The following is a 22,013-nucleotide window of genomic DNA, read 5'->3' on the forward strand; positions in this document are numbered from 1 at the left end:
ATTACGAACTTTAGCCTTTTCTTAAAAATAAACCTTGATGCCTATATAAAATTCGTAAAAGAAATAACAGCCAAACCCTAGTAATAAAATACCAGCAATAATGGATGTCCACTTGATCATCGTTCGATTCATCACTTTTCTTGTTAAGGATACAAGTGTGAGAAGACCGATGTCATGAAGGAGAATCCCTGCCAAAATACCGCCAGCAGCCAGCATAAATTCAGATGAATCTGTTTTTGTATAAGCATCCGCAAGTACAGCACCAAAAACAGAAACCCAGAACACAAGATTTCCAGGAGATACCGCCACGAGCAAGCCGTTTCGATACGTTTTTGCGAATGATTTATTGACCTTTTCTCCTGCTAGATGGATATCTTGATCCGCATTTTTAATGGAATCGTATGCGAGAATCATTAAAAATACAGCTCCGATCAGCCAGAGCGGGATTTGAACAAACGGCAAAGATAAAAACTGAGCAAATCCAGCATATAAAGCCAAAATAAGTAATAAGTCTATGGTCATACCGCCTGCTCCGACAGTTAAACCATGAAAGAATCCGTTTTTGAGTCCCTGTTTTGTCATTTCAACCGTGATTGCTCCAACAGGCAGAGCAATTGAGAATCCTACGACGATAAATGTGAGAAATGTTTGCAATCGACTAGAACTTCCTTTGAATAAATTGTATAAAAATTCTCCGTTTAGATTAATTATACATAATAGGAGAAAAGGATCAACGATTATTTCAGATTTAATTGAAAAGAGAGAGACAGATCATGTATAGAAGTCTGTATATCAATATGATCTATAAAGCTTGTAGGGGAAAGGAACTATTTTCCTGAATTCTCTTTTTTTCATGATGTCTCTGTGCTACACTGATGTGGAAATCAATAAAAGTGACTAGGGGTGCCCGTAAATGGGCTGAGAGAGAAGCATAAGCTTCTTAACCCTTTGGACCTGATCTGGCTCGTACCAGCGTGGGGAAGTTGAAGATGATGCATGTATCCTATCAATGATATGCATGTTTATTTCTGACGACGAAACCAGGTTCTTTCAATAGAGCCTGGTTTTTTGCTGGTGCTGATTCCATCCTGTCCGGTGACAAGAAGAAAAGGAGAGAACAGCAAATGAAGGAAAAGAAAAGTGTCCCATCCAACCAATCATTATTATCCAGCTTTGACGGCAGCCGAAAGGTGTATGAGAAAGGATCAAGACCCGATATCTTAGTGCCGAAAAGAGAGATTGCCCTCTCGCATACTGTGACAGAGGCGGGCGACATAAAAAATGAACCAGTCCGTGTATACGATACGAGTGGACCGTACACTGATGAGAATGTTCATATTGACGTCACAAAGGGATTAAAGCGCCTTAGGGCAGCATGGATTGAAGAAAGAGGAGATACAGAAAGCTATGAAGGGCGTCATTTAAAACCAGAAGATAACGGATATCGTTCAAGGGAGAAGGAGTCCATCCATTCTGTCCAAACTGATTTTCATCATAAGCCGCTCCGCGCGAAACAAGGAGCGCGCGTGACGCAAATGCATTATGCCAAAAAAGGCATCATTACGCCTGAAATGGAGTTTATCGCAATTAGAGAAGAGCTAAGCCCTGAGTTCGTTAGAGAGGAAGTAGCGAGCGGAAGAGCCGTCATTCCTTCGAATATTAACCATCCAGAAAGTGAACCAATGATTATCGGAAGGAATTTTCATGTCAAAATCAATGCGAATATTGGCAATTCAGCTGTCACGTCATCCATTCATGAAGAGGTAGAAAAGATGACGTGGGCGATCAGATGGGGGGCAGACACAATGATGGATCTGTCTACTGGAAAGGATATTCATACAACGAGAGAATGGATCATTCGGAATTGCCCAGTTCCAGTAGGAACCGTTCCTATTTATCAGGCCCTTGAAAAAGTGAATGGAGTCGCAGAAGATTTGACGTGGGACGTGTACAGGGACACATTAATTGAACAAGCAGAACAAGGTGTAGATTATTTTACAATTCATGCGGGCGTGCTGTTAAGATATATTCCGCTCACAGTTGATCGGGTGACCGGAATTGTTTCAAGAGGCGGTGCGATTATGGCAAGATGGTGTCTTGCTCATCATCAAGAGAATTTCCTCTACACTCACTTCGAAGACATTTGTGAAATTATGAAAACGTATGATATTGCCTTTTCACTTGGAGATGGACTTAGACCAGGTTCGATTGCTGATGCCAATGATGAGGCGCAGTTTGCAGAGCTGGAAACGTTAGGTGAGTTAACAGAGATCGCTTGGAAACATGATGTGCAGGTGATGATTGAAGGGCCCGGCCATGTCCCAATGGATAAAATCAAAGAGAATGTGGACAAGCAAATGGACATTTGCAAGGAAGCCCCATTTTATACGTTAGGGCCTCTTACAACAGATATTGCGCCGGGATATGATCACATTACATCCGCCATCGGTGCGGCCATGATCGGCTGGTACGGAACAGCCATGCTATGCTATGTAACGCCAAAAGAGCATTTAGGTCTGCCGAATAAAGAAGATGTGAAAGAAGGCGTAATCGCCTATAAAATTGCCGCACATGCGGCTGATCTAGCAAAAGGACATCCTGCGGCTCAAAAGCGCGATGATGCTTTATCGAAAGCGAGATTTGAATTTAGGTGGCGGGACCAATTCAATCTGTCACTTGATCCTGAAAGAGCCTTGGCGTTCCATGATGAAACATTGCCTGCCGAAGGCGCTAAGACCGCTCACTTTTGCTCGATGTGCGGACCGAAGTTTTGCAGTATGAAAATTTCTCATGATATCCGCAATCAATCTGAAGAAGTGAAAAGAGAGATGGAAAAGAAGGCGAAGGAGTTTGTCAGTGGGGGAAGTCAAATTTATCAGCCCTAAAAAAAGAACCTCGCACGATGCTGTGCGGGGTTTTATCAAACGGCTGAGATGGCTTTTCTTAAAAGATGAAAAAATGCCTTTACTGCATATGCCATCATGTCCACACTCGGAATGAGAGCATCTGTTAAATGAAAAAAGACTGTTTGTTTTTCTGGAGATGTTCGTTTCTTTTTCTGCTTCATAAAGGGCAGCCTCCTTTTTAACCAATATACTTCTTTGCAGATATAAGAGATAGATGTGTTGTGTGAATTTAAACAAAATTTAAACTTCTTGGGTTTGAATGGAAACAAGGAGGGGAAACGAGTTCAATAGAGAATGAATGAAAAGAGCTGATCTATTTGACCAGCGAACAAGAAGAGTGGAAGGTGATCTTATGATGAAAGTATTTAAGGTAACATTTCATATGAACAATGGGGAAGTGCTTGATTTCGAGCTCAAACGTCCAGCTACCTATGATGTGTATAAAAAAATTGAAGAAGCCAATCATTGGTTTAAGCTGAATAATGAAATCATTAACCTATTAAACGTCAATAGTATCCATGTAGAAACAGAATAACGCAGAAAGCCGCTCAAAGAGAGCGGCTTTCATTATGCAGAAAAATCATTTCGATTATTAAGCTGCCCGCGGGACAGCCAGTTCTTTTTATACAAATAAGCAATGACTTCAAGCCACAGACGCGGTGCTTTTTTAGGGAAAAAAGGTTTTTGGTAATAGGCATAAGCGGCTTTTAAATCATCCCATTGATGACATGCTTTCGTTTGCGTGAATCTGGCAACGTCAATGACTCTGATCCGTCCTTCTTTTGTTAAGATCAGATTGCGCAGATGGATATCAGAAGGATTCAATCCTTTCTCGCGCGCTTCCTCCAGCGCATCATCGACTTGATTGATCATTTGTTTTTTAATAGGAATTCCTTTTGTAAGGCATTCATAGAATGTGTAGCCTTTAATATATTCCATTAAAATATACTGATCCCCAGACTCATAAATCTCAGGGTAGTAAGACGAACCAGAAAGTTTTTCGTAAATGGCAGCCTCTTTGCGGGCAATATGCTGATAAGAAGGGAAAAAGACTTTTAGTGCCATTTTCTTGCCGTCTTTTTTGTATAAGAAGACATAGGCACTTCTTCCTTTGCCGCACAGTTCAAGCTCTGCTGGTTTATAGGCAAGCTTATGAAAATGTTTCTCTTCATGATACTGAATCGATTCGGCTAATCTTTTGACATCTGACATTGACTTCACCTTCTTTGGTTTCAGTTTATGCGGCTGAAAAACGAATGATGAAAAAACCGTGTCATTCGATAAAGCAATGGATTGTATAAAACATAACATTTACGAATGAAGGATACAACGAAAGACTCTTACCATACATTTGAATGATCGATTTGGTTAATGTTTAGAAAAATGGGTCAAACTACATATGTCATGCATCGATCTCATGTTCTAAAGAGGTGTAAATAGTGAAAGTGAAGATGAAATGTTTCGTTACAGGACTTATCATGACAAGTGTGCTTTTTTTTGCTGCGGATATGGAAGGGAAAGAACACTTGCAAAAGCAGTCAAACTCTATTACCGTCCAGCTTGAAAAAGTCTATCTAGACGGCGATGTGAGTATTGAAAGACACCGGGCATCATTAGAAGACAAAGACACATTCTGGGCGCAGTATAAAGGCTGGACGCTGGTAGAACAAAAAGAGGATTTTGCCCTTTTTAGAAAGCAAATTGATGATATCTCTCCATTAAGTAAAGCAAATGGATATATCGGATTATCAGAGGACGGTGTGATTTCTACGTTTCATGGAAGGCCTGACGGCTGGGCGGAGCCTATTCATCTCTTTTTTCAAATTGATACGTCCCGTTTAGAAAGCCATGTGGAAAAGCAGCTTGAGCAAGGCATTCCTTTTCGAACAAAGGATGAATTTGAGCATGTGCTTGAAGTCATGAAGCCTTATCGAAATGAAATATCGTTTTAAAGCGTGTAACAGCTTGCTGGTGTGAAGGCCGCAAGCTGTTTTTCGTGGTTTCATCATAAAAATGTACTGAGCGAACGTATGTTAACTTTTATTGCGGTTTTCTCTTCGATTTATGTTACAATGAAGAACAGTCAAAGAGGTGAAAACGGTGATAGAGTTTGTAAAAGGGACCATTGATTATGTGTGCCCGCAATATGTTGTCATTGAAAACGGCGGAGTGGGATATCAAGTCTATACCCCAAACCCGTTTATCTATCGAATAAATAAACAAGAAACGATTTATACGTATCATTACATAAAGGAAGACGCCTTTTCGTTATACGGTTTTCAAACACGAGAAGAAAAAGCGCTGTTCACAAAACTGTTAAATGTCACAGGAATTGGGCCAAAGGGTGCACTCGCGATTCTTGCTTCCGGTGATCCTGGCGCTGTCATTTCAGCGATAGAACGTGAAGATGAAGCCTTCCTGATTAAATTCCCTGGTGTGGGCAAAAAAACAGCACGTCAAATCATTCTGGATCTAAAAGGAAAACTGGCAGATGTGGTGCCAGAAATGATTGGCAACTTATTTAATCACGAGGACCACATTCAGGTCGAAACGCAGCAAACTGCATTAGATGAAGCGCTTGAAGCCTTAAGTGTCCTTGGATACGGTGATCGTGAAATCAAAAAGGTTCTTCCATTATTAAAAGAAGAAAAGAATCTCACAACCGATCAATATGTGAAAAAAGCTTTACAAAAAATGTTGAAATAGGGTGATGTCTCATGGATGAACGGCTCGTCTCAACTGAAGCAGACAACCATGAATCAGCCATTGAGCAAAGTCTGCGGCCACAGACACTTAGCCAATATATCGGTCAGCAAAAAGTAAAGGACAACCTCAGCGTATTTATTGAAGCTGCCCGAATGCGGCAGGAAACGCTTGATCACGTCCTTTTATATGGACCTCCTGGACTTGGGAAAACAACGCTTGCGTCGATCATTGCTAATGAAATGAATGTTCAGCTGCGTACAACGTCAGGACCAGCGATTGAGCGTCCTGGTGATTTGGCGGCCATCTTAACATCTCTTGAGCCAGGTGATGTATTGTTTATTGATGAAATTCACCGCTTGCAGCGCTCAATTGAAGAAGTGCTGTACCCAGCAATGGAGGATTTTTGTTTAGATATTGTCATTGGTAAAGGAGATACAGCACGCTCTGTACGGCTTGATTTACCGCCATTTACGCTTGTAGGTGCAACGACCCGTGTCGGGCTATTAACAGCGCCGCTTCGTGACAGGTTTGGGGTACATGCAAGATTGGAATACTATGAGCAAAGAGATTTGGCTCACATTGTGGCAAGAACAGCCGAGCTGTTTGAGATTGGGATCGATATTCGCTCTGCCGAAGAAATTGCGAGACGCTCCCGGGGAACACCGAGGGTTGCCAACCGTTTGCTCAGAAGAGTAAGAGATTTTGCGCAGGTGCTTGGGAATCATGCCATTACGCAAGACATTGCGGAAGATGCCCTTGAGCGTCTTCAAGTCGACAGGCTTGGCCTCGATCATATAGACCATAAGCTCCTTTTAAGTATGATCGAAAAATTTAGAGGCGGTCCTGTTGGGCTTGATACGATCTCAGCGACAATTGGAGAAGAATCACATACGATTGAAGATGTGTACGAACCGTACTTACTGCAAATTGGTTTCCTGCAAAGAACACCAAGAGGGCGGGTCGTCACAAGAGAAGCGTATGAACATTTTCAAATGGAGGTTCCGATTCGTGACTGAATTCCCTAAAATATTAATGATTTTAGGTGGTGTCCTTTTTGCCGCAGGATTAGTGTTTCAATTGGTTGGTAAGCTTCCAGGTGATATTTTTGTGAAAAAAGGAAATGTAACGTTCTTTTTTCCTGTCATTACATGCATTGTCATTAGTATCGTACTGACCATATTACTTAATATCTTTGGACGGATGAAATAACGTTAACTAGTTAACTACAGAATAGGTGAAGGAAATGAAGCTAGAACTATTTGATTTTGATTTACCAGAAAGATTAATTGCACAAGTGCCGCTTGAAAAAAGAGATGCATCAAGACTGATGGTCTTAAACAAACAAACGGGTGCGATTACACATGATACATTCTCACAAATCATCGATTATTTTCAAAAGGGTGATTGTCTCGTTCTAAACAACACGCGCGTTCTGCCTGCACGTCTGTTTGGTATGAAAGAGGATACAGGTGCCAAAGTTGAACTTCTTCTATTGAAACAAGAAGAAGGAGACAACTGGGAAACACTTGTCAAACCAGCCAAACGGGTGAAAAAAGGGACGGTTATCACGTTTGGTGATGGACGGCTCCAAGCGGTATGTACAGAGGAAATGGAACATGGCGGAAGAAAAGTCGAGTTTCAATATACAGGCATTTTTTATGAAGTGCTTGAATCCCTTGGTGAAATGCCGCTGCCTCCATATATTAAAGAGCAGCTTGACGACCGTGAACGCTATCAAACCGTTTATTCAAAAGAGGTTGGCTCCGCTGCTGCGCCAACTGCCGGTCTCCACTTTACAACCGAGCTGCTGGATGCGCTAAAAGCGAAAGGTGTACACATTGCTTTCATTACGCTGCACGTAGGGCTTGGCACGTTTCGTCCGGTAAGTGCAGAACGGATTGAAGAACACGAAATGCACGCAGAGTTTTACGAAATGAATGAAGAAACAGCTGATGAGCTTAATCGCGTTCGCAAGGAAGGCGGACGGATTATTTCAGTCGGTACAACATCGACAAGAACGCTTGAAACCATTGCAAGTGCACATGATGGTGAGTTCAAAGCCTCAAGCGGCTGGACGTCGATCTTTATTTACCCTGGCTACACATTCAAGGCAATTGATGGCATGATCACGAATTTCCATCTGCCAAAATCCTCGTTAATTATGCTTGTCAGCGCATTAGCTGGGCGAGAGCACGTACTAAAAGCGTACAATGAGGCTGTTAAAGAGGAATACCGATTCTTCAGCTTTGGCGATGCCATGCTGATTCAATAACATTATACAACTAAGACAGGAGGGCTCATTTTTGTCGCAATCACCGATACGTTATGAGTTCATTAAATCATGCAAACAGACAGGTGCACGTCTTGGCCGCGTTCATACACCGCACGGCTCCTTTGAAACACCTGTATTTATGCCAGTAGGTACACTGGCTACAGTCAAAACAATGGCGCCTGAAGAATTAAAGGCAATGGATGCAGGCATCATCTTAAGCAATACGTACCACTTATGGCTTCGTCCAGGTCACGATATCGTAAAAGAAGCAGGCGGTCTGCACAAATTTATGAACTGGGATCGAGCAATTCTAACTGATTCAGGCGGATTCCAAGTTTTTTCATTGAGTGAATTTAGAAAAATTGAAGAAGAAGGCGTTCACTTCCGTAATCATTTAAACGGAGACAAGCTGTTCCTATCTCCTGAAAAAGCCATGGACATCCAAAATGCACTTGGCTCTGATATTATGATGGCATTTGATGAATGCCCGCCGTATCCTGCAGAGTACGATTACATGAAACGTTCTGTGGAGCGGACAAGCAGATGGGCAGAGCGCTGTCTAACAGCGCACCAGCGTCCAGAGGATCAAGGGCTGTTTGGGATTGTCCAAGGCGGAGAATACGAAGAGCTTCGAAAACAAAGTGCAAAAGACCTTGTTTCACTTGATTTTCCAGGCTACGCCATCGGAGGCTTATCTGTAGGGGAACCAAAAGATGTGATGAATCGTGTACTTGAATTTACAACACCATTCTTACCAGCAGACAAACCGAGGTACTTAATGGGTGTCGGCTCACCAGATTCCTTAATTGACGGCGCCATTCGCGGTGTAGATATGTTTGACTGCGTACTGCCGACGCGAATTGCAAGAAACGGCACCTTGATGACAAGTGAAGGCCGTCTTGTTGTGAAAAATGCAAAATATGAGCGTGACTTTAGACCAATCGATGAAAACTGTGACTGCTATACATGTAAAAACTATACACGCGCCTATATTAGACATCTCATCCGAACAAATGAAACGTTCGGAATTCGATTAACAACTTATCATAATCTTCATTTTCTGTTAAAATTAATGGAGCAAGTGAGAGAAGCTATCCGTGAGGATCGTTTAGGTGATTTTAAAGAAGAGTTTTTTGAGCGTTACGGCTTTAACAAACCGAATGCGAAAAACTTTTAACGCATAAACGAAAGGCTTTACAATGCTTTAGAAAGGGGTGAAATAGAATGGATGGTGGTATGGGTTCAATCATTATGATTGTTGTCATGTTTGCTGTGCTTTACTTCTTGTTAATCCGTCCACAGCAAAAGCAACAGAAAGCTGTGCGTCAGATGCAGCAATCTTTATCAAAAGGCGATAAAATCGTTACAATCGGTGGTTTACACGGTGAAATCGACTCAATTGATGAATCAAAAGTGGTCATCAAAACAAGCGAAAACAACCGTTTAACTTTCGATCGTCGTGCTATTAGAGAATTAGCTGACAAAGGCTAATCCTCTGATACATAGCCATAAAAAAAGAGCGATATGACCGCTCTTTTTTTATTTGCCTCGAAGATTGACGCCAATCATTCCCCCCAGCATACACATGCCTAAAAATGCTCCATGATAGATAAACTGCTCTGGTGAAAACGTTTTTCCAAACCCCAAATATTGAAATAAAAATACAGTGAGAGAAAAAATGAGAGATGTGACCGCACCAATCAGCCAGCCGCGCTCCTTTGCTTTCCCGCCAGAAATGATACCTCCTAATAAAAGGGCAGCAAAGGACAAGATCATAATCATCCATTTAAATGATGATTCCTGCATACTTGTGAATGTAAGCATGAGCGACACAAGTAAACTTGTGACAACCATCACGACAAAAATGGCAATTAAGCCGGATAAAATGCCTTTTCCAATTTGTTTCGTTTCCTGCATGTAGATTCGTCTCCTCTCCAATTGAACGAAGCTTGTCTTTTACTAAAATGTATTCACAGTGAAGAAAAAATAGACATGTTTCAGACGTTTCTTTTCTACATAAATAAAGTGTTTTGACACAAGCTATGTTGGAGAAGGAGGGGCTACATCACATGCAGGACATCTTGATCATTTCCATGAGAACCATCATTTTATATTTTCTTATTTGGTTTATATTTCGCTTAATGGGCAAAAGGGAAATTGGCGAGCTGAGCATTTTAGATCTAGTCATTTTTATGATGATCGCAGAAATTGCGGTTCTCGCCATAGAAGAAGTAGAGGATCACATGTTACATACGGTATGGCCAATCCTGCTGTTGACCTTCATTCAAATCACACTTGCCTACCTCTCATTGAAATTCCAAGGCGTCCGGCGCTTTCTTGACGGCAAACCGGCCCTGCTCATCATCAATGGGAAAATAGACGAGGGTGCAATGAGAAAACAGCGATACAATTTTGATGACCTGCTCATTCAATTAAGAGAAAATAACATCGACAGCATTCAGGATGTCTCTTACGCCATTTTAGAGCCGTCTGGAAAGCTCGCCGTCGTCGAAAAAGAAAACAAGCGCAAACATGCAGCGCTTGAGCTTCCACTTGTTGCGGATGGTGTAGTGCAGCATGACCACCTTAAGCAAATCAATCAAAATGAACAGTGGCTGAAAGATGAGCTTGCTAAAAGAGGCTATCATGATATCGAACAAATCTCTTACTGCAGCTTTAATCAAAAAACATTTTATATTGATTTGAAAGATGAAGTGATCAAAAAGAGATGAGCTAAAACAGCTTCCCAACGAACGGGATGCGGCGCAGCTCTTCTCGTTTCACTAGGCCTAGGCAGATTAATAGAATGACATACAGCGTGCACGTAACAAAAATGAGCGTCACAAGTTCAATAGGAGCAGAAAAGAGTTCGTTTACTTGAGATTTCAGCCAAAGGCTGACAGCCCCCGTACCGATAATCACAAGGACGCATAGTCCATATTCCTTTAATGGTAAATGAATAGGCAGCACCTTTCCAACAGTTGCCGCATGGAGCAGTGTGACAAGGATGATGCCGATTAAGATCGCAAGTGCTGCGCCCATAATGCCAAAGCCTGGCTGTGAAGCAAGGACAAAAATCATCCCTGTTTTCACAATTGCACCTATCAGGCTGTTGGTCATCGCCGCACCAGCTAAATTGAGTGCTTGAAGCACGGCTTGAAGGGGCCCCTGAAAATAATATAGAAGGAAAAATGGCGCCATGAATTTCACATAAATGGCCGCGTGCGATGAACCATACATAAAGAGCGTTAAATCTTCTGCGTAAACGAAAAGAATAATACATGAAATGCCTCCACTGAGTAAACATAGGCGCATCGCCTGCTTCAGGCGGTATTCGACCGTTTTACGTTTATTCTGCTCCATTCCTTCACTGATCGCCGGAACTAATGCAGTGGAGAGTGAATACGTAATAAAACTAGGCAGTGTCAAAAGGGTCAGAGCAAGACCAGTCAACTCCCCGTACTGCCTTGTCGCCTCTACAGCCGCATATCCAGCAATGGCAAGACTTTGCGCGACAACAATCGGCTCTAAAAACCACGAAATATTCCCGATAAAACGGCTGCCTGTTGTTGGCAGGGCAATGCTCATCAGCTGTTTAAATGTGTCCTTCCCGTCATGAATCGCTTTAAAAAATCGTTTTCGAATACGAATGGTCTTTTTATAGCGAAAGGCGATCAGTAAGTAAGCAAGTGAAATCATCTCTCCAATGACAGATGACACCATCGCACCTGCTGCCGCAAATTCAATCCCGTAAGGAAGGAAAGCCGTTGTACACACCGCCACTAGTGAAATTCTTGCGACCTGTTCCAGAACTTGAGACATCGCAAGCGGACTCATTTGCTGTCTGCCCTGGAAATAGCCTCTTAACACACTGGAAATGGCGATGACTGGTACGACAGGTGTAATAGCAAGCAGTGGGTAGACCGTTCTAGGGTCTGTCAGCATATTTTCTGCCATGATGGGCGCAAACCATAAAAAGAGCGGCGTGAAAATCAGACTGAGTGTTCCTGTTATCGCAAGGGACATGACCAGAATACGTTTTGTTTTCTGTTTGTCACCCCGGGCTTCTGCTTCTGCGACAAGCTTACTAATGGCGACAGGCAGTCCGAATTGTGTGAGCGTCACGGCGAGAAAAAAAGTTGGTGCAGCCATCATATAAAGCCCGACCCCTTCTTCGCCAATGAACCTCGCAATGACAATTCGATTGACAAAACCCAATATTCTCGTGATAAAACCTGCTAAAATTAAAATAATGGTCCCCTTTAAAAACGTTTGCTTCGTCAAATCACAGATCACCTGCCTTCTCAAACGACATAGAATCATATACAATAAGATATGCGTGTATATCGTCCAAGCATGACAAGTCTCTCGATAAAAAACTGAAAAGGGGGAGCTACGCAATGACACAACACCCAGCTGCTATTTACAAAGACCATTTAAAGCCTTTTCTGTTCAGTAAGCTTGAAGAATTCATCGTTTTGGGCTATAAAGATGTAGATTTAGAGGAATTATGGTCATACTTAGAGAATAAGAAGTGGAAGAAAAAACAAGAGTATCCGATTCATGAAATGGTTGCAGATATTTTATCTGTGAAAATAGGCGAATTTATGAACTATGCAACCGTTCAGTCGTTTAAAACGTCTGCTTTTTTGGACAGTGAAGATGGCAAGAATATGCTTGATGAACTGTTGAAATAAGCCATCTTAATGGATTTAGGTGTTTAAGGAGGAAATACATAATGAAAAAAGGGCGCATTCTTGCGTTTTTCTTAGTGGTTCTGTTAATCGGAGCTGGCGTGGGCTTGCTGACAAAGCCTGTTGCGAAAGATATGACGCTAGGGCTGGATTTACAGGGTGGATTTGAAGTCCTGTATGATGTACATCCAGTGAAAAAAGAGGACAAGATCACAAATAGTGTTCTCGTTAGTACAGTGGAGGCTCTTAACCGAAGAGCGAACGTGCTTGGAGTAAGTGAGCCGAACATCTCGATTGAAGGCAATAATCGTATCCGTGTGCAGCTTGCGGGGGTAAAAGATCAAAACAGAGCAAGGGAGATTCTTTCCACTGAAGCACAGCTATCCTTCAGAGATACGAATGATAAAGAACTTCTTAACGGGGCTGACCTAGTCGAAAACAGTGCAAAACAAACATTCAGTCAAACGAATGAGCCAATTGTGACAGTTAAACTAAAGGATGCGAAAAAATTTGGTGACGTCACAAGAAAAGTAGCAGCGATGGCACCAAATAATCAGCTTGTCATTTGGCTTGATTACCACAAAGGAGATTCCTTCAAAAAAGAAGTCTCAAAATCAAACCACAAGTATGTATCTGCACCAAATGTGAATCAAGAGATTAACAGCAGTGACGTACAAATTGAAGGGAAATTTACTGTCCAGGAGGCAAAAGACCTTGCAAGTATTTTAAATGCCGGTGCATTGCCAGTGAAATTAACTGAAAAGTACTCCACTTCAGTGAGTGCGCAATTCGGCGAACAGGCATTAAATGAAACTGTCTTTGCAGGGATTGTGGGAATTGCCCTCATTTTCTTATTCATGCTTTTTTATTACCGAATACCTGGTCTTATTGCAGTCATTACGTTATCAACGTATATTTATATTACCTTACAGGTGTTTGACTGGATGGGTGCTGTTCTGACACTTCCTGGAATTGCGGCGCTGATTCTTGGAGTAGGGATGGCGGTTGATGCCAACATCATCACATATGAACGAATCAAAGAGGAGCTTAAGCTCGGTAAATCTGTCCGTTCTGCTTTCAGGTCAGGGAACCGCCGATCATTTGCGACCATCTTTGATGCAAACTTAACGAGTATTATTGCAGGGGGCGTCCTTTTCTTCTTCGGGACAAGTTCTGTAAAAGGGTTTGCGACTATGCTGATCCTTTCCATTTTAACAAGCTTTATTACGGCTGTATTCCTATCAAGATTTCTTCTTGGTCTGCTTGTGGAAAGCCGCGCACTCGACCGCAAAAAAGGCTGGTTTGGTGTCCGTCAAAAAGACATCATCGATATTCATGAAACAACAGAAAATACTGAACCAAAAACACCGTTTGATAAATGGGATTTTGTCAGCAAGCGAAAAGGTTTCATGATTTTCTCAGTAGCCATTACCATTGCGGGGATTATCGTCCTTTCGATTTTCAAACTCAATGCGGGTATTGACTTTGCAAGTGGTACAAGAGTAGACATTCAAAGTGATCATAAGCTGTCAACTGCTCAAATCGAGCAAGACTTTCAAAAATTAGATCTTGATACAGATAGTGTTGTGTTATCTGGTCAAAAAGAAAATCAAGCAGCGGCACGATTTGTTGGTGTGCCAAATAAAGAAAAAATTGCAGAAGTGAAAGATTACTTTAAAGATAAGTATGGAACAGAACCGAATGTCAGCACGGTGTCTCCTACGGTTGGAAAAGAACTTGCACGTAATGCTTTATATGCCATCATCATTGCATCGATTGGGATCATTATTTATGTTTCCATTCGGTTTGAATATAAAATGGCCATTGCCGCGATTGCTTCCCTTTTATATGATGCATTCTTCATTGTGGCATTCTTTAGTATCACACGATTAGAGGTAGATGTGACCTTCATTGCGGCGATCCTCACGGTGATCGGGTATTCGATCAATGACACGATCGTGACGTTCGATAGGGTTCGTGAGCAAATGAAGAAACGTAAACCAAAAACGGTAGAAGATCTATCTTACATCGTTAACTTGAGTTTACAGCAAACCTTTACAAGATCTATCAATACGGTACTCACTGTCGTAATTGTTGTGATCGCACTGCTTATCTTCGGATCAGCGTCGATTACAAACTTCTCCATCGCCTTACTTGTCGGCTTATTAACAGGGGTGTACTCATCCCTTTATATCGCGGCACAAATTTGGCTGATGTGGAAAGGCCGTGAGCTGAAAAAACCAGCTAAGATAGATACAGATCAAGATATTTAATCTAGAAAGACTGCCTTCTCGGCAGTCTCAGCGTGTAGACAAACCCTCGCATTCTTTGTCAGTCCTGCGCGCTGGTGCTCACGAATGTTCAATTCGCTCCGCGCCAGTGCTCGTCCTTCCTAGACTGCAAAGGTTTTCTATCACGCTGAAAAGAAGAAAAAGAGCTAAAATAAAAATCATTTTAGCCCTTTTTCAACAATCTGAGACTGCCTTCTCGGCAGTCTTTTTCTATTGGTTTTTCCGAAAAGTAGACGCTTTGAAAAAACATTTTGGGTTTCATTGATCTTGAAATGGTCTTTTGCTATAATGACATACGTTTAGATCAGTATAGAAAGCGGGTGTCTGTTTAGGGCATTTTGCTTTATTCATTGGAGGGGCTGTGATGAAGGTTCGGGAAACTGAACTGCCAGGTATCGGTCATAAAGCCGAAATGATCACAAGAAATAATGAGAAGCTTGCCATCATTACACATGATGACGGCAGAAGAGAAATGTATCATTTTCAGGAGGACGACCACGAGGAAACGATTTCTCGCATTCTGCTAAACGATGAAGAAGCAAGACAAATTGCGGCTATTTTAGGCGGCATGGTCTATAAGCCGAAAGCACTTGAAACCGTAGAGGTAGCCATTGATGAACTAGTGATTGAATGGTTTAAAATTGAAAAGAATGCACCAGCTGTTCAGAGAAGCATCGGTGACCTCAATGTTCGCCAAAACTATCAAGTAACAGTCATCGCCATTGTGAGAAAATCACATGAGAAGATTTTAAATCCAGGACCAGATACCATCATCGAAGAAGGGGATACCCTTGTCATTTCTGGAGAAAGAAAAGAATTAAAGAACCTGATTAAAGAAAAACTTAGCAGCTGATGATGCCCCTGCTGATAGGTTTTCTTCCACTGCTTTCTTTCAGTGTTTAAAAAAGGCAGTGAAAAGGGAAGAATAAAAGAAAAAGCTTGGGGGATTTGTAGATGAACAAACAACAATGGACCATCATACTCGCATTTATTTTCGTATTAATTGTCTCAGTATTTGCCGTGATTAATGTACGGCCTGTTGAGGTACACTATTTATTTGGAACGGCTGAATGGCCGCTGATCCTTGTCATTATCGGTTCAGTTTTAATGGGCGGACTGATTGTGGCATTTGCAGGGATCTTCCAAATTGTGAAACTGAAACGTGAACTAAAGGCACTAAAAGCTGAGCGTGCAGCCGCTGCACCTGCTGCGCCGACGAAAAAGGCAGACAAAGATCTTCAAAAGAAATCTCATGTCACGCCTTTAAAAGAACAGCCAGCATCATTTGACCGGAAGGAAAAATAATCTTCCAGCACAATTTCATAAAATAAAAATTGAAACCCCTCAGGCCACTCTAGTATAATAGTGTGGTTGAGGGGTGAATTTATGTTATTATCCAAAATGCGCTGGGAATATGAACATCCAAGCGAAGAAAAAGTGAAATCACTCTCTGAAAATCTGAATATTTCAGCGCTGACTGCATCGCTTCTCGTAAAAAGAGGACTTGAAGAAGTAGAAGAGGCGAGGTCTTTTTTATTTGATCAAAAAGCCGAATTTCATGATCCATTCCTATTAAAAGGAATGAAAGCAGCAGTAGAGCGCATCAACAAAGCGATCGAAGAGCAGGAATCGATTGTGATCTTCGGAGACTATGATGCAGATGGTGTGACAAGTACGTCTGTGCTTTTACATACATTAAAAGAGCGGTCTGCGATAGTAGACTTTTATATTCCAGATCGGTTTAAAGAAGGCTATGGGCCTAATGAACAGGCTTTTCGATATATCAAGGAGCAAGGAGCATCGCTTGTTATCACGGTTGATACAGGCATTGCTGCTGTAAATGAAGCACGTATTGCAAAAGAAATAGGGTTAGACCTGATCATTACAGATCACCATGAACCAAGTGAGGAGCTGCCTGAGGCACTTGCCATTGTCCATCCTAAGCAGCCGGGATGCGAGTATCCCTTTAAAGAACTTGCTGGTGTAGGTGTAGCGTTTAAAGTGGCGCATGCACTTCTTGGGGAGCTGCCAGTTCAGCTGTTAGATCTCGCAGCAATCGGGACAATCGCGGATCTTGTACCGCTTCATGATGAGAATAGATGGCTTGCCAAAAAAGGGCTTGTGCAGCTTCGGCAGTCGAATAGACCAGGACTGAAAGCGTTATTGAAAGAAGCGGGAGCCACTCTTGAAGAAGCGAGCGAGGAAACGGTCGGTTTTCAAATTGCGCCAAGGCTGAATGCTGTAGGGCGAATTGAACAGGCAGATCCAGCCGTTCATCTTCTTATGACTGAGGATAAGGATGAAGCAGAAGAGCTCGCTCGTTTTGTACAGGAACTGAATAAAGAACGACAAAAGATTGTCAGTACGATTACAGAGGAAGCCATTCAAATGGTGGAAGAGGCAGGCGATGACCAGTCTGCGATCGTTGTAGCGAAAGCTGGCTGGAATCCGGGCGTTGTCGGAATTGTTGCCTCTAAATTGACGGATACTTTTTCTCGTCCGGCGATTGTGCTTGGAATAGATGAAGAGACGCAAATGGCAAAAGGATCAGCCCGGAGTATTCCTGGCTTCGATCTATTTTTCCATTTAAGCAAATGCCGCGATATCCTGCCGCATTTCGGCGGGCATCCGATGGCAGCAGGGATGACACTTCGAGCGGATGATGTCGCTTTACTAAGGGAAAGATTAAATCAATATGCAAATGAAACATTGACGGAAGAAGATTTTATTCCAATTCAGCGGGTCGATGCTGTGTGCAAGGTAGACGAATTGACGGTTCAAGCGATTGAAGAAGCGGGAATGCTGTCACCATTTGGTATGTCAAACCCAAAACCGTTCATTATGATTGAAGATGCGAAGCTTGAAGATATCCGAACGATTGGGGCAAATCACAACCATATTAAAATGTCTCTGAAGGACGAAGACACGCTGCTTGACTGTGTTGGCTTTCACCAAGGGAAATTAAAAGAAGAAATTGTTCCAGGAAGCCGCATCTCCGTGATTGGGGAAATGTCCGTCAATGAATGGAATAACCGGAAAAAACCCCAGCTCATGCTAAAAGATGCACGAGTTGATGAATGGCAGCTGTTTGATCTGCGAGGGAAAAAGGATTGGGAGAAGAAAGTTTCGACACTTGATTCAGAAAAATCATTGGTCGTCTGTTTTGATGAAGCAACAAAACAGGACGTCGATCTCCCCATTCATCATGTTCATGCAGAAAATGTATCCACATTTGATGTACAAGGAAAGTATGTGGTCTTTGCGGATGTTCCCGCAGATGAGCAATTGCTGAAGCAGCTTTTAGAAAATCAAAAGCCTGCGAGAATTTATACGGTTTTTCAAAGAAAAGAAGATCATTTTATGTCCTCTTTCCCAAGCCGTGACCAATTCAAATGGTTTTATGGGTTCTTGTTTAAACGGGGAAGTTTTCCTATCAAAGAACAAGGAATGGAGCTTGCCAAACATAAAGGCTGGACAAAAGATACAATCATTTTTATGACAAAGGTGTTTTTTGAACTTGGTTTTGTTAAAATAGAAAATGGTGTGCTGTCAATAGTACTTGATGCCCCTAAAAAAGATTTAACGGCATCAGCGTCCTATACAGCAAAACAACGATTGATGGAACTCGATCAAACACTAACATATTCCTCAGCTAAAGAGCTGAAGGAATGGCTGAATAGCATGATGAGCGAAGTCTCACCTGTGCTTTGACGTACGAGGAGGAAAAGGAAAAGATGGATTTAAAACAATATGTGACAGTTGTACCTGACTACCCAAAGGAAGGTGTACAATTTAAAGATATTACAACGTTGATGGATAAAGGCGAAGTGTACCGATATGCAACGGATCAAATCGTTGATTACGCGAAGGAAAGAGACATTGATCTCATTGTTGGACCTGAAGCGCGTGGATTCATTATTGGCTGCCCTGTAGCATACGCACTTGGTGTAGGTTTTGCACCGGTTCGTAAAGAAGGAAAGCTTCCTCGTGAAGTCGTTAAAGTCGATTACGGCTTGGAATATGGTAAAGATGTATTAACGATTCATAAAGATGCGATTCGTCCTGGTCAGCGTGTCCTGATTACAGATGACTTACTGGCGACTGGTGGAACAATTGAAGCGTCCATTAAGCTTGTAGAGGAATTAGGCGGCGTTGTGGCAGGGATTGCATTTTTGATTGAGCTGACGTATCTGGACGGCAGAAAGAAGCTTGACGGCTACGACATCATGACGTTAATGCAATACTAATGGAGTTTTTCGTAAAAAGCACTCAGTAAGAAGGGTGCTTTTTTCCTATCAAAAATCTTTTAGCGGACTTCTTCTCTTTACATCTATCGAATTTTTCTTGATAATAAACTACAATACAGTTTTCATTTAAAAAGGTGATTCCATGGCGAACGAACAAGTTTTAACGGCGCAGCAGGTCATTGACAAGGCAAGAGAATACCTGTCCGCTGAACATATTCAATTTATAGAGCGAGCATATGAATATGCTGAAAATGCACACAAGGAGCAATACCGGAAATCTGGTGAGCCCTATATTATCCATCCAATTCAAGTGGCGGGTATTCTTGTTGATCTTGAAATGGACCCATCAACCATTGCAGGCGGTTTCCTGCACGATGTAGTTGAGGATACAGATGTGACATTACAGGATTTAAAAGAGCATTTTAACGAAGAAGTAGCAATGCTTGTTGATGGTGTCACAAAGCTCGGGAAGATTAAATATAAATCACAAGAAGAACAGCAGGCCGAAAACCATCGAAAAATGTTTGTTGCAATGGCGCAGGATATCCGTGTGATCTTGATTAAGCTGGCAGACCGTCTTCATAATATGAGAACGCTCAAGCATCTTCCGCAGGAAAAGCAGCGGAGAATTTCAAATGAAACACTTGAAATCTTTGCACCGCTTGCGCACAGATTAGGGATTTCAAAGATTAAGTGGGAGCTTGAAGATACAGCACTCCGCTATTTAAATCCGCAGCAATATTACCGGATTGTGAATCTGATGAAGCGCAAACGAGCGGAACGTGAGGAATACTTGGACGAGGTCGTCAATGAAGTGAAAGACCGCGTGTCTGAGGTGAACATCAAGGCCGAATTTTCCGGCAGACCAAAACATATTTATAGCATTTATCGCAAAATGGTCTTGCAAAATAAGCAGTTTAATGAAATTTATGATCTGCTTGCCGTACGTATTTTGGTTGACAGCATTAAAGACTGTTATGCGGTGCTCGGAATTATCCATACATGCTGGAAGCCGATGCCAGGCAGGTTTAAGGATTATATTGCGATGCCAAAGCCGAACATGTACCAGTCTCTTCATACAACGGTGATTGGACCAAAAGGTGATCCGCTTGAAGTTCAGATCCGTACAGTGGAAATGCATGAAATCGCAGAATACGGGATTGCGGCACACTGGGCATACAAAGAAGGCAAAGAGTCAGCAGAATCAACGGAAGAAGCGGTCTTCCAAAAGAAGCTCTCATGGTTTAGAGAAATTCTTGAGTTCCAAAATGAATCCACAGATGCAGAAGAATTTATGGAGTCGTTAAAGATCGATCTTTTCTCTGATATGGTGTTTGTGTTTACGCCAAAAGGAGACGTCATTGAACTGCCGTCGGGCTCAGTTCCGATTGATTTCTCTTACCGGATTCACTCGGAAATTGGGAATAAAACGATCGGTGCCAAGGTCAATGGCAAGATGGTCACACTCGATCACAAACTAAAAACAGGTGACATTATTGAAATTCTGACATCAAAGCACAGCTACGGGCCAAGTCAGGATTGGGTCAAGCTTGCCCAAACCTCCCAAGCGAAGCACAAGATCAGACAGTTTTTCAAAAAACAGCGCCGTGAAGAAAATGTCGAAAAAGGCCGAGAGCTCGTGGAAAAAGAAATCAAAAACCTTGAGTTTGATGTCAAAGACATTCTGACCGCTGAAAATCTGCAAAAAGTGGCTGACAAATTTAATTTTTCAAACGAAGAGGACATGTATGCAGCTGTTGGATATAACGGCATTACTGCACTGCAGGTCGCCAATCGTTTAACGGAAAAAGAAAGAAAACAAAGAGACCAAGAAGAGCAAGAGAAAACCGTTCAAGAAGTGACGGTGGAACCAAAGACGTATCACGGGAAAAAACGGGAAGCTGGCGTAAGGGTCAAAGGGATTGATAACCTGCTTGTCCGCTTATCTAAGTGCTGTAATCCTGTTCCTGGTGATAGCATTGTCGGTTTTATTACGAAGGGTCGAGGCGTATCTGTTCACCGCGACGACTGTCCGAACGTAAAGACAGGAGAAGCGCAGGAGCGGTTAATTCCGGTCGAGTGGGAGCATGAGCAGCCTGCTCAAAACCGTAAAGAATACAATGTGGAAATTGAAATATTAGGATATGATAGACGCGGCTTACTCAATGAGGTGCTTCAAGCCGTCAACGAAACCAAAACGAACATCTCCTCTGTTTCTGGGAAGTCTGATCGTAACAAAGTGGCGACGATCCATATGGCGATCTTTATCCAAAATATTAATCATTTGCACAAAGTGGTCGAACGCATTAAACAAATCAAAGACATTTACTCTGTTCGCCGATTCATGAATTAGAAAGGAAGTATTTCGTCTATGAGGCTTGTTGTGCAGCGTGTGACAAATGCATCTGTGAAGGTAGAAGAAGAGATCACAGGTGCCATCAACGAAGGTTATATGGTGCTTGTTGGTGTCACACACGAAGATACAGAAGAAGATGTGCTTTACTTAGCTGAAAAGCTTGCACATTTACGTATTTTTGAAGATGAAAATGGGAAAATGAATCGTTCATTATTGGACATAAAAGGAAGCGTTCTGTCTGTATCTCAATTTACCCTTTATGGTGATACGAGAAAGGGCAGACGGCCGAATTTTATGAAAGCCGCCAAGCCGGATGCAGCCAATTCGCTTTACGAATGTTTCAATAATACCCTTAGAGAAAAAGGCATCCATGTCGAAACTGGCCGTTTTGGTGCGATGATGGACGTGTCATTGACCAATTCAGGACCGGTCACGATCTTGATGGACAGCAAAGAATAGATTCTCTTTAGACTGTAGATGAACTCATGCGGGAGTTTGTTTAGAGTCTTTTTCTTTTGCGGTCAAACAAAAAAGAGGCGCA

23 protein-coding genes and 1 riboswitch are annotated in these 22,013 nt (G+C 42.2%); of the genes, 18 read left to right on the plus strand and 5 right to left on the minus strand.

Annotated elements, in window-relative coordinates; translation table 11 throughout:
- Positions 1 to 21: 21 nt before the first annotated feature.
- A complete protein-coding gene (locus tag BAE31_RS10395) occupies positions 22 to 654 on the minus strand; it encodes a LysE family transporter (protein ID WP_024423148.1) in 633 nt (210 codons plus the stop codon).
- 235 nt (positions 655 to 889) lie between these two features.
- Positions 890 to 998, plus strand: a riboswitch (TPP riboswitch).
- Between the two features lie 126 nt (positions 999 to 1,124).
- Between BAE31_RS10395 and thiC the strand changes: the two genes are divergently transcribed.
- Positions 1,125 to 2,885, plus strand: coding sequence for a phosphomethylpyrimidine synthase ThiC (gene thiC, locus BAE31_RS10400; RefSeq protein ID WP_076840394.1), 1,761 nt, complete (start codon positions 1,125 to 1,127; stop codon positions 2,883 to 2,885).
- 35 nt (positions 2,886 to 2,920) lie between these two features.
- Here the strand turns inward: thiC and BAE31_RS19675 are convergent, their stop codons facing one another.
- On the minus strand, positions 2,921 to 3,067 hold the full coding sequence (locus BAE31_RS19675) for a hypothetical protein (RefSeq protein WP_170871293.1): 147 nt from the start codon (positions 3,065 to 3,067) through the stop codon (positions 2,921 to 2,923).
- 191 nt (positions 3,068 to 3,258) lie between these two features.
- On the opposite strand from BAE31_RS19675, the gene BAE31_RS10405 reads away from it, so the two are divergent.
- The gene (locus tag BAE31_RS10405; RefSeq protein ID WP_008342761.1) at positions 3,259 to 3,441 is read left to right on the plus strand and encodes a hypothetical protein; all 183 of its coding nucleotides are present in this window, start codon (positions 3,259 to 3,261) and stop codon (positions 3,439 to 3,441) included.
- Between the two features lie 32 nt (positions 3,442 to 3,473).
- On the opposite strand, the gene BAE31_RS10410 is transcribed toward BAE31_RS10405, so the two are convergent.
- Entirely contained in the window at positions 3,474 to 4,118 is a 645-nt protein-coding gene (locus tag BAE31_RS10410) for a serine/threonine protein kinase (protein ID WP_041086432.1), read from the minus strand.
- 239 nt (positions 4,119 to 4,357) lie between these two features.
- Here BAE31_RS10410 and BAE31_RS10415 point away from each other — a divergent pair, with 239 nt between their 5' ends.
- From BAE31_RS10415 to yajC, 7 genes are all read left to right on the plus strand, one after another.
- Complete coding sequence (locus BAE31_RS10415; protein WP_073979823.1) at positions 4,358 to 4,858, plus strand: intercompartmental signaling factor BofC; 501 nt, start codon at positions 4,358 to 4,360, stop codon at positions 4,856 to 4,858.
- 148 nt (positions 4,859 to 5,006) lie between these two features.
- On the plus strand, positions 5,007 to 5,612 hold the full coding sequence (gene ruvA, locus BAE31_RS10420) for a Holliday junction branch migration protein RuvA (RefSeq protein WP_076840395.1): 606 nt from the start codon (positions 5,007 to 5,009) through the stop codon (positions 5,610 to 5,612).
- An 11-nt stretch (positions 5,613 to 5,623) separates the two neighbouring features.
- Positions 5,624 to 6,628, plus strand: coding sequence for a Holliday junction branch migration DNA helicase RuvB (gene ruvB / locus BAE31_RS10425; RefSeq protein WP_024423143.1), 1,005 nt, complete (start codon positions 5,624 to 5,626; stop codon positions 6,626 to 6,628).
- Positions 6,621 to 6,821 (plus strand): DUF2905 domain-containing protein, encoded by a 201-nt coding sequence (locus tag BAE31_RS10430; protein ID WP_012010741.1) that lies wholly within the window; start codon positions 6,621 to 6,623, stop codon positions 6,819 to 6,821. Before ruvB ends, BAE31_RS10430 begins: the two co-directional genes overlap by 8 nt.
- Positions 6,822 to 6,855: 34 nt before the next feature.
- Positions 6,856 to 7,884, plus strand: a complete 1,029-nt coding sequence (queA, locus tag BAE31_RS10435) for a tRNA preQ1(34) S-adenosylmethionine ribosyltransferase-isomerase QueA (protein WP_024423142.1) — start codon at positions 6,856 to 6,858, stop codon at positions 7,882 to 7,884.
- Positions 7,885 to 7,915: 31 nt separating this feature from the next.
- Entirely contained in the window at positions 7,916 to 9,061 is a 1,146-nt protein-coding gene (gene tgt, locus BAE31_RS10440) for a tRNA guanosine(34) transglycosylase Tgt (RefSeq protein WP_025092430.1), read from the plus strand.
- Between the two features lie 47 nt (positions 9,062 to 9,108).
- On the plus strand, positions 9,109 to 9,375 hold the full coding sequence (yajC, locus tag BAE31_RS10445) for a preprotein translocase subunit YajC (protein ID WP_008360993.1): 267 nt from the start codon (positions 9,109 to 9,111) through the stop codon (positions 9,373 to 9,375).
- Between the two features lie 48 nt (positions 9,376 to 9,423).
- Here the strand turns inward: yajC and BAE31_RS10450 are convergent, their stop codons facing one another.
- Positions 9,424 to 9,801 (minus strand): TIGR04086 family membrane protein, encoded by a 378-nt coding sequence (locus BAE31_RS10450; protein WP_076840396.1) that lies wholly within the window; start codon positions 9,799 to 9,801, stop codon positions 9,424 to 9,426.
- A gap of 152 nt (positions 9,802 to 9,953) precedes the next feature.
- Here BAE31_RS10450 and BAE31_RS10455 point away from each other — a divergent pair, with 152 nt between their 5' ends.
- Entirely contained in the window at positions 9,954 to 10,616 is a 663-nt protein-coding gene (locus BAE31_RS10455; protein ID WP_076840397.1) for a DUF421 domain-containing protein, read from the plus strand.
- A 1-nt stretch (position 10,617) separates the two neighbouring features.
- Here the strand turns inward: BAE31_RS10455 and spoVB are convergent, their stop codons facing one another.
- On the minus strand, positions 10,618 to 12,168 hold the full coding sequence (gene spoVB / locus BAE31_RS10460; protein WP_076840398.1) for a stage V sporulation protein B: 1,551 nt from the start codon (positions 12,166 to 12,168) through the stop codon (positions 10,618 to 10,620).
- Between the two features lie 116 nt (positions 12,169 to 12,284).
- Between spoVB and BAE31_RS10465 the strand changes: the two genes are divergently transcribed.
- From BAE31_RS10465 to dtd, 8 genes are all read left to right on the plus strand, one after another.
- Positions 12,285 to 12,581: a post-transcriptional regulator gene (locus BAE31_RS10465; protein WP_003216788.1), complete on the plus strand. Its 297-nt coding sequence runs from the start codon at positions 12,285 to 12,287 to the stop codon at positions 12,579 to 12,581.
- A 41-nt stretch (positions 12,582 to 12,622) separates the two neighbouring features.
- Entirely contained in the window at positions 12,623 to 14,851 is a 2,229-nt protein-coding gene (gene secDF / locus BAE31_RS10470; protein WP_041107052.1) for a protein translocase subunit SecDF, read from the plus strand.
- 382 nt (positions 14,852 to 15,233) lie between these two features.
- The gene (locus BAE31_RS10480; protein ID WP_073979791.1) at positions 15,234 to 15,722 is read left to right on the plus strand and encodes a cation:proton antiporter regulatory subunit; all 489 of its coding nucleotides are present in this window, start codon (positions 15,234 to 15,236) and stop codon (positions 15,720 to 15,722) included.
- 101 nt (positions 15,723 to 15,823) lie between these two features.
- A complete protein-coding gene (locus BAE31_RS10485) occupies positions 15,824 to 16,174 on the plus strand; it encodes a LapA family protein (RefSeq protein WP_076840400.1) in 351 nt (116 codons plus the stop codon).
- Between the two features lie 81 nt (positions 16,175 to 16,255).
- Complete coding sequence (gene recJ / locus BAE31_RS10490; protein ID WP_076840401.1) at positions 16,256 to 18,580, plus strand: single-stranded-DNA-specific exonuclease RecJ; 2,325 nt, start codon at positions 16,256 to 16,258, stop codon at positions 18,578 to 18,580.
- Between the two features lie 23 nt (positions 18,581 to 18,603).
- Positions 18,604 to 19,116 carry an adenine phosphoribosyltransferase gene (locus tag BAE31_RS10495; protein WP_034279900.1) on the plus strand — a complete coding sequence of 171 codons (513 nt, stop codon included), beginning with the start codon at positions 18,604 to 18,606 and terminating at the stop codon, positions 19,114 to 19,116.
- A gap of 142 nt (positions 19,117 to 19,258) precedes the next feature.
- The gene (locus tag BAE31_RS10500) at positions 19,259 to 21,469 is read left to right on the plus strand and encodes a RelA/SpoT family protein (protein ID WP_034279902.1); all 2,211 of its coding nucleotides are present in this window, start codon (positions 19,259 to 19,261) and stop codon (positions 21,467 to 21,469) included.
- A gap of 18 nt (positions 21,470 to 21,487) precedes the next feature.
- Entirely contained in the window at positions 21,488 to 21,931 is a 444-nt protein-coding gene (gene dtd, locus BAE31_RS10505) for a D-aminoacyl-tRNA deacylase (protein ID WP_076840402.1), read from the plus strand.
- Positions 21,932 to 22,013 lie beyond the last annotated feature (82 nt).

The organism is Bacillus sp. I-2 (assembly GCF_001974945.1).
In the GTDB taxonomy this organism is placed as follows: Bacteria; Bacillota; Bacilli; order Bacillales; family Bacillaceae; genus Bacillus; species Bacillus safensis.

What these genes read in the sequence shown, in the direction of transcription:
- BAE31_RS10405 (WP_008342761.1), top strand. Translation starts at nt 3,259, where the DNA reads ATGATGAAAGTATTTAAGGTAACATTTCATATGAACAATGGGGAAGTG.
- thiC (WP_076840394.1), top strand. Translation starts at nt 1,125, where the DNA reads ATGAAGGAAAAGAAAAGTGTCCCATCCAACCAATCATTATTATCCAGC.
- dtd (WP_076840402.1), top strand. Translation starts at nt 21,488, where the DNA reads ATGAGGCTTGTTGTGCAGCGTGTGACAAATGCATCTGTGAAGGTAGAA.
- BAE31_RS10495 (WP_034279900.1), top strand. Translation starts at nt 18,604, where the DNA reads ATGGATTTAAAACAATATGTGACAGTTGTACCTGACTACCCAAAGGAA.
- BAE31_RS19675 (WP_170871293.1), bottom strand. Translation starts at nt 3,067, where the DNA reads ATGAAGCAGAAAAAGAAACGAACATCTCCAGAAAAACAAACAGTCTTT.
- secDF (WP_041107052.1), top strand. Translation starts at nt 12,623, where the DNA reads ATGAAAAAAGGGCGCATTCTTGCGTTTTTCTTAGTGGTTCTGTTAATC.
- recJ (WP_076840401.1), top strand. Translation starts at nt 16,256, where the DNA reads ATGTTATTATCCAAAATGCGCTGGGAATATGAACATCCAAGCGAAGAA.
- BAE31_RS10465 (WP_003216788.1), top strand. Translation starts at nt 12,285, where the DNA reads ATGACACAACACCCAGCTGCTATTTACAAAGACCATTTAAAGCCTTTT.
- BAE31_RS10500 (WP_034279902.1), top strand. Translation starts at nt 19,259, where the DNA reads ATGGCGAACGAACAAGTTTTAACGGCGCAGCAGGTCATTGACAAGGCA.
- BAE31_RS10415 (WP_073979823.1), top strand. Translation starts at nt 4,358, where the DNA reads ATGAAATGTTTCGTTACAGGACTTATCATGACAAGTGTGCTTTTTTTT.
- BAE31_RS10410 (WP_041086432.1), bottom strand. Translation starts at nt 4,118, where the DNA reads ATGTCAGATGTCAAAAGATTAGCCGAATCGATTCAGTATCATGAAGAG.
- BAE31_RS10450 (WP_076840396.1), bottom strand. Translation starts at nt 9,801, where the DNA reads ATGCAGGAAACGAAACAAATTGGAAAAGGCATTTTATCCGGCTTAATT.
- BAE31_RS10480 (WP_073979791.1), top strand. Translation starts at nt 15,234, where the DNA reads ATGAAGGTTCGGGAAACTGAACTGCCAGGTATCGGTCATAAAGCCGAA.
- ruvB (WP_024423143.1), top strand. Translation starts at nt 5,624, where the DNA reads ATGGATGAACGGCTCGTCTCAACTGAAGCAGACAACCATGAATCAGCC.
- BAE31_RS10455 (WP_076840397.1), top strand. Translation starts at nt 9,954, where the DNA reads ATGCAGGACATCTTGATCATTTCCATGAGAACCATCATTTTATATTTT.
- queA (WP_024423142.1), top strand. Translation starts at nt 6,856, where the DNA reads ATGAAGCTAGAACTATTTGATTTTGATTTACCAGAAAGATTAATTGCA.
- yajC (WP_008360993.1), top strand. Translation starts at nt 9,109, where the DNA reads ATGGATGGTGGTATGGGTTCAATCATTATGATTGTTGTCATGTTTGCT.
- BAE31_RS10485 (WP_076840400.1), top strand. Translation starts at nt 15,824, where the DNA reads ATGAACAAACAACAATGGACCATCATACTCGCATTTATTTTCGTATTA.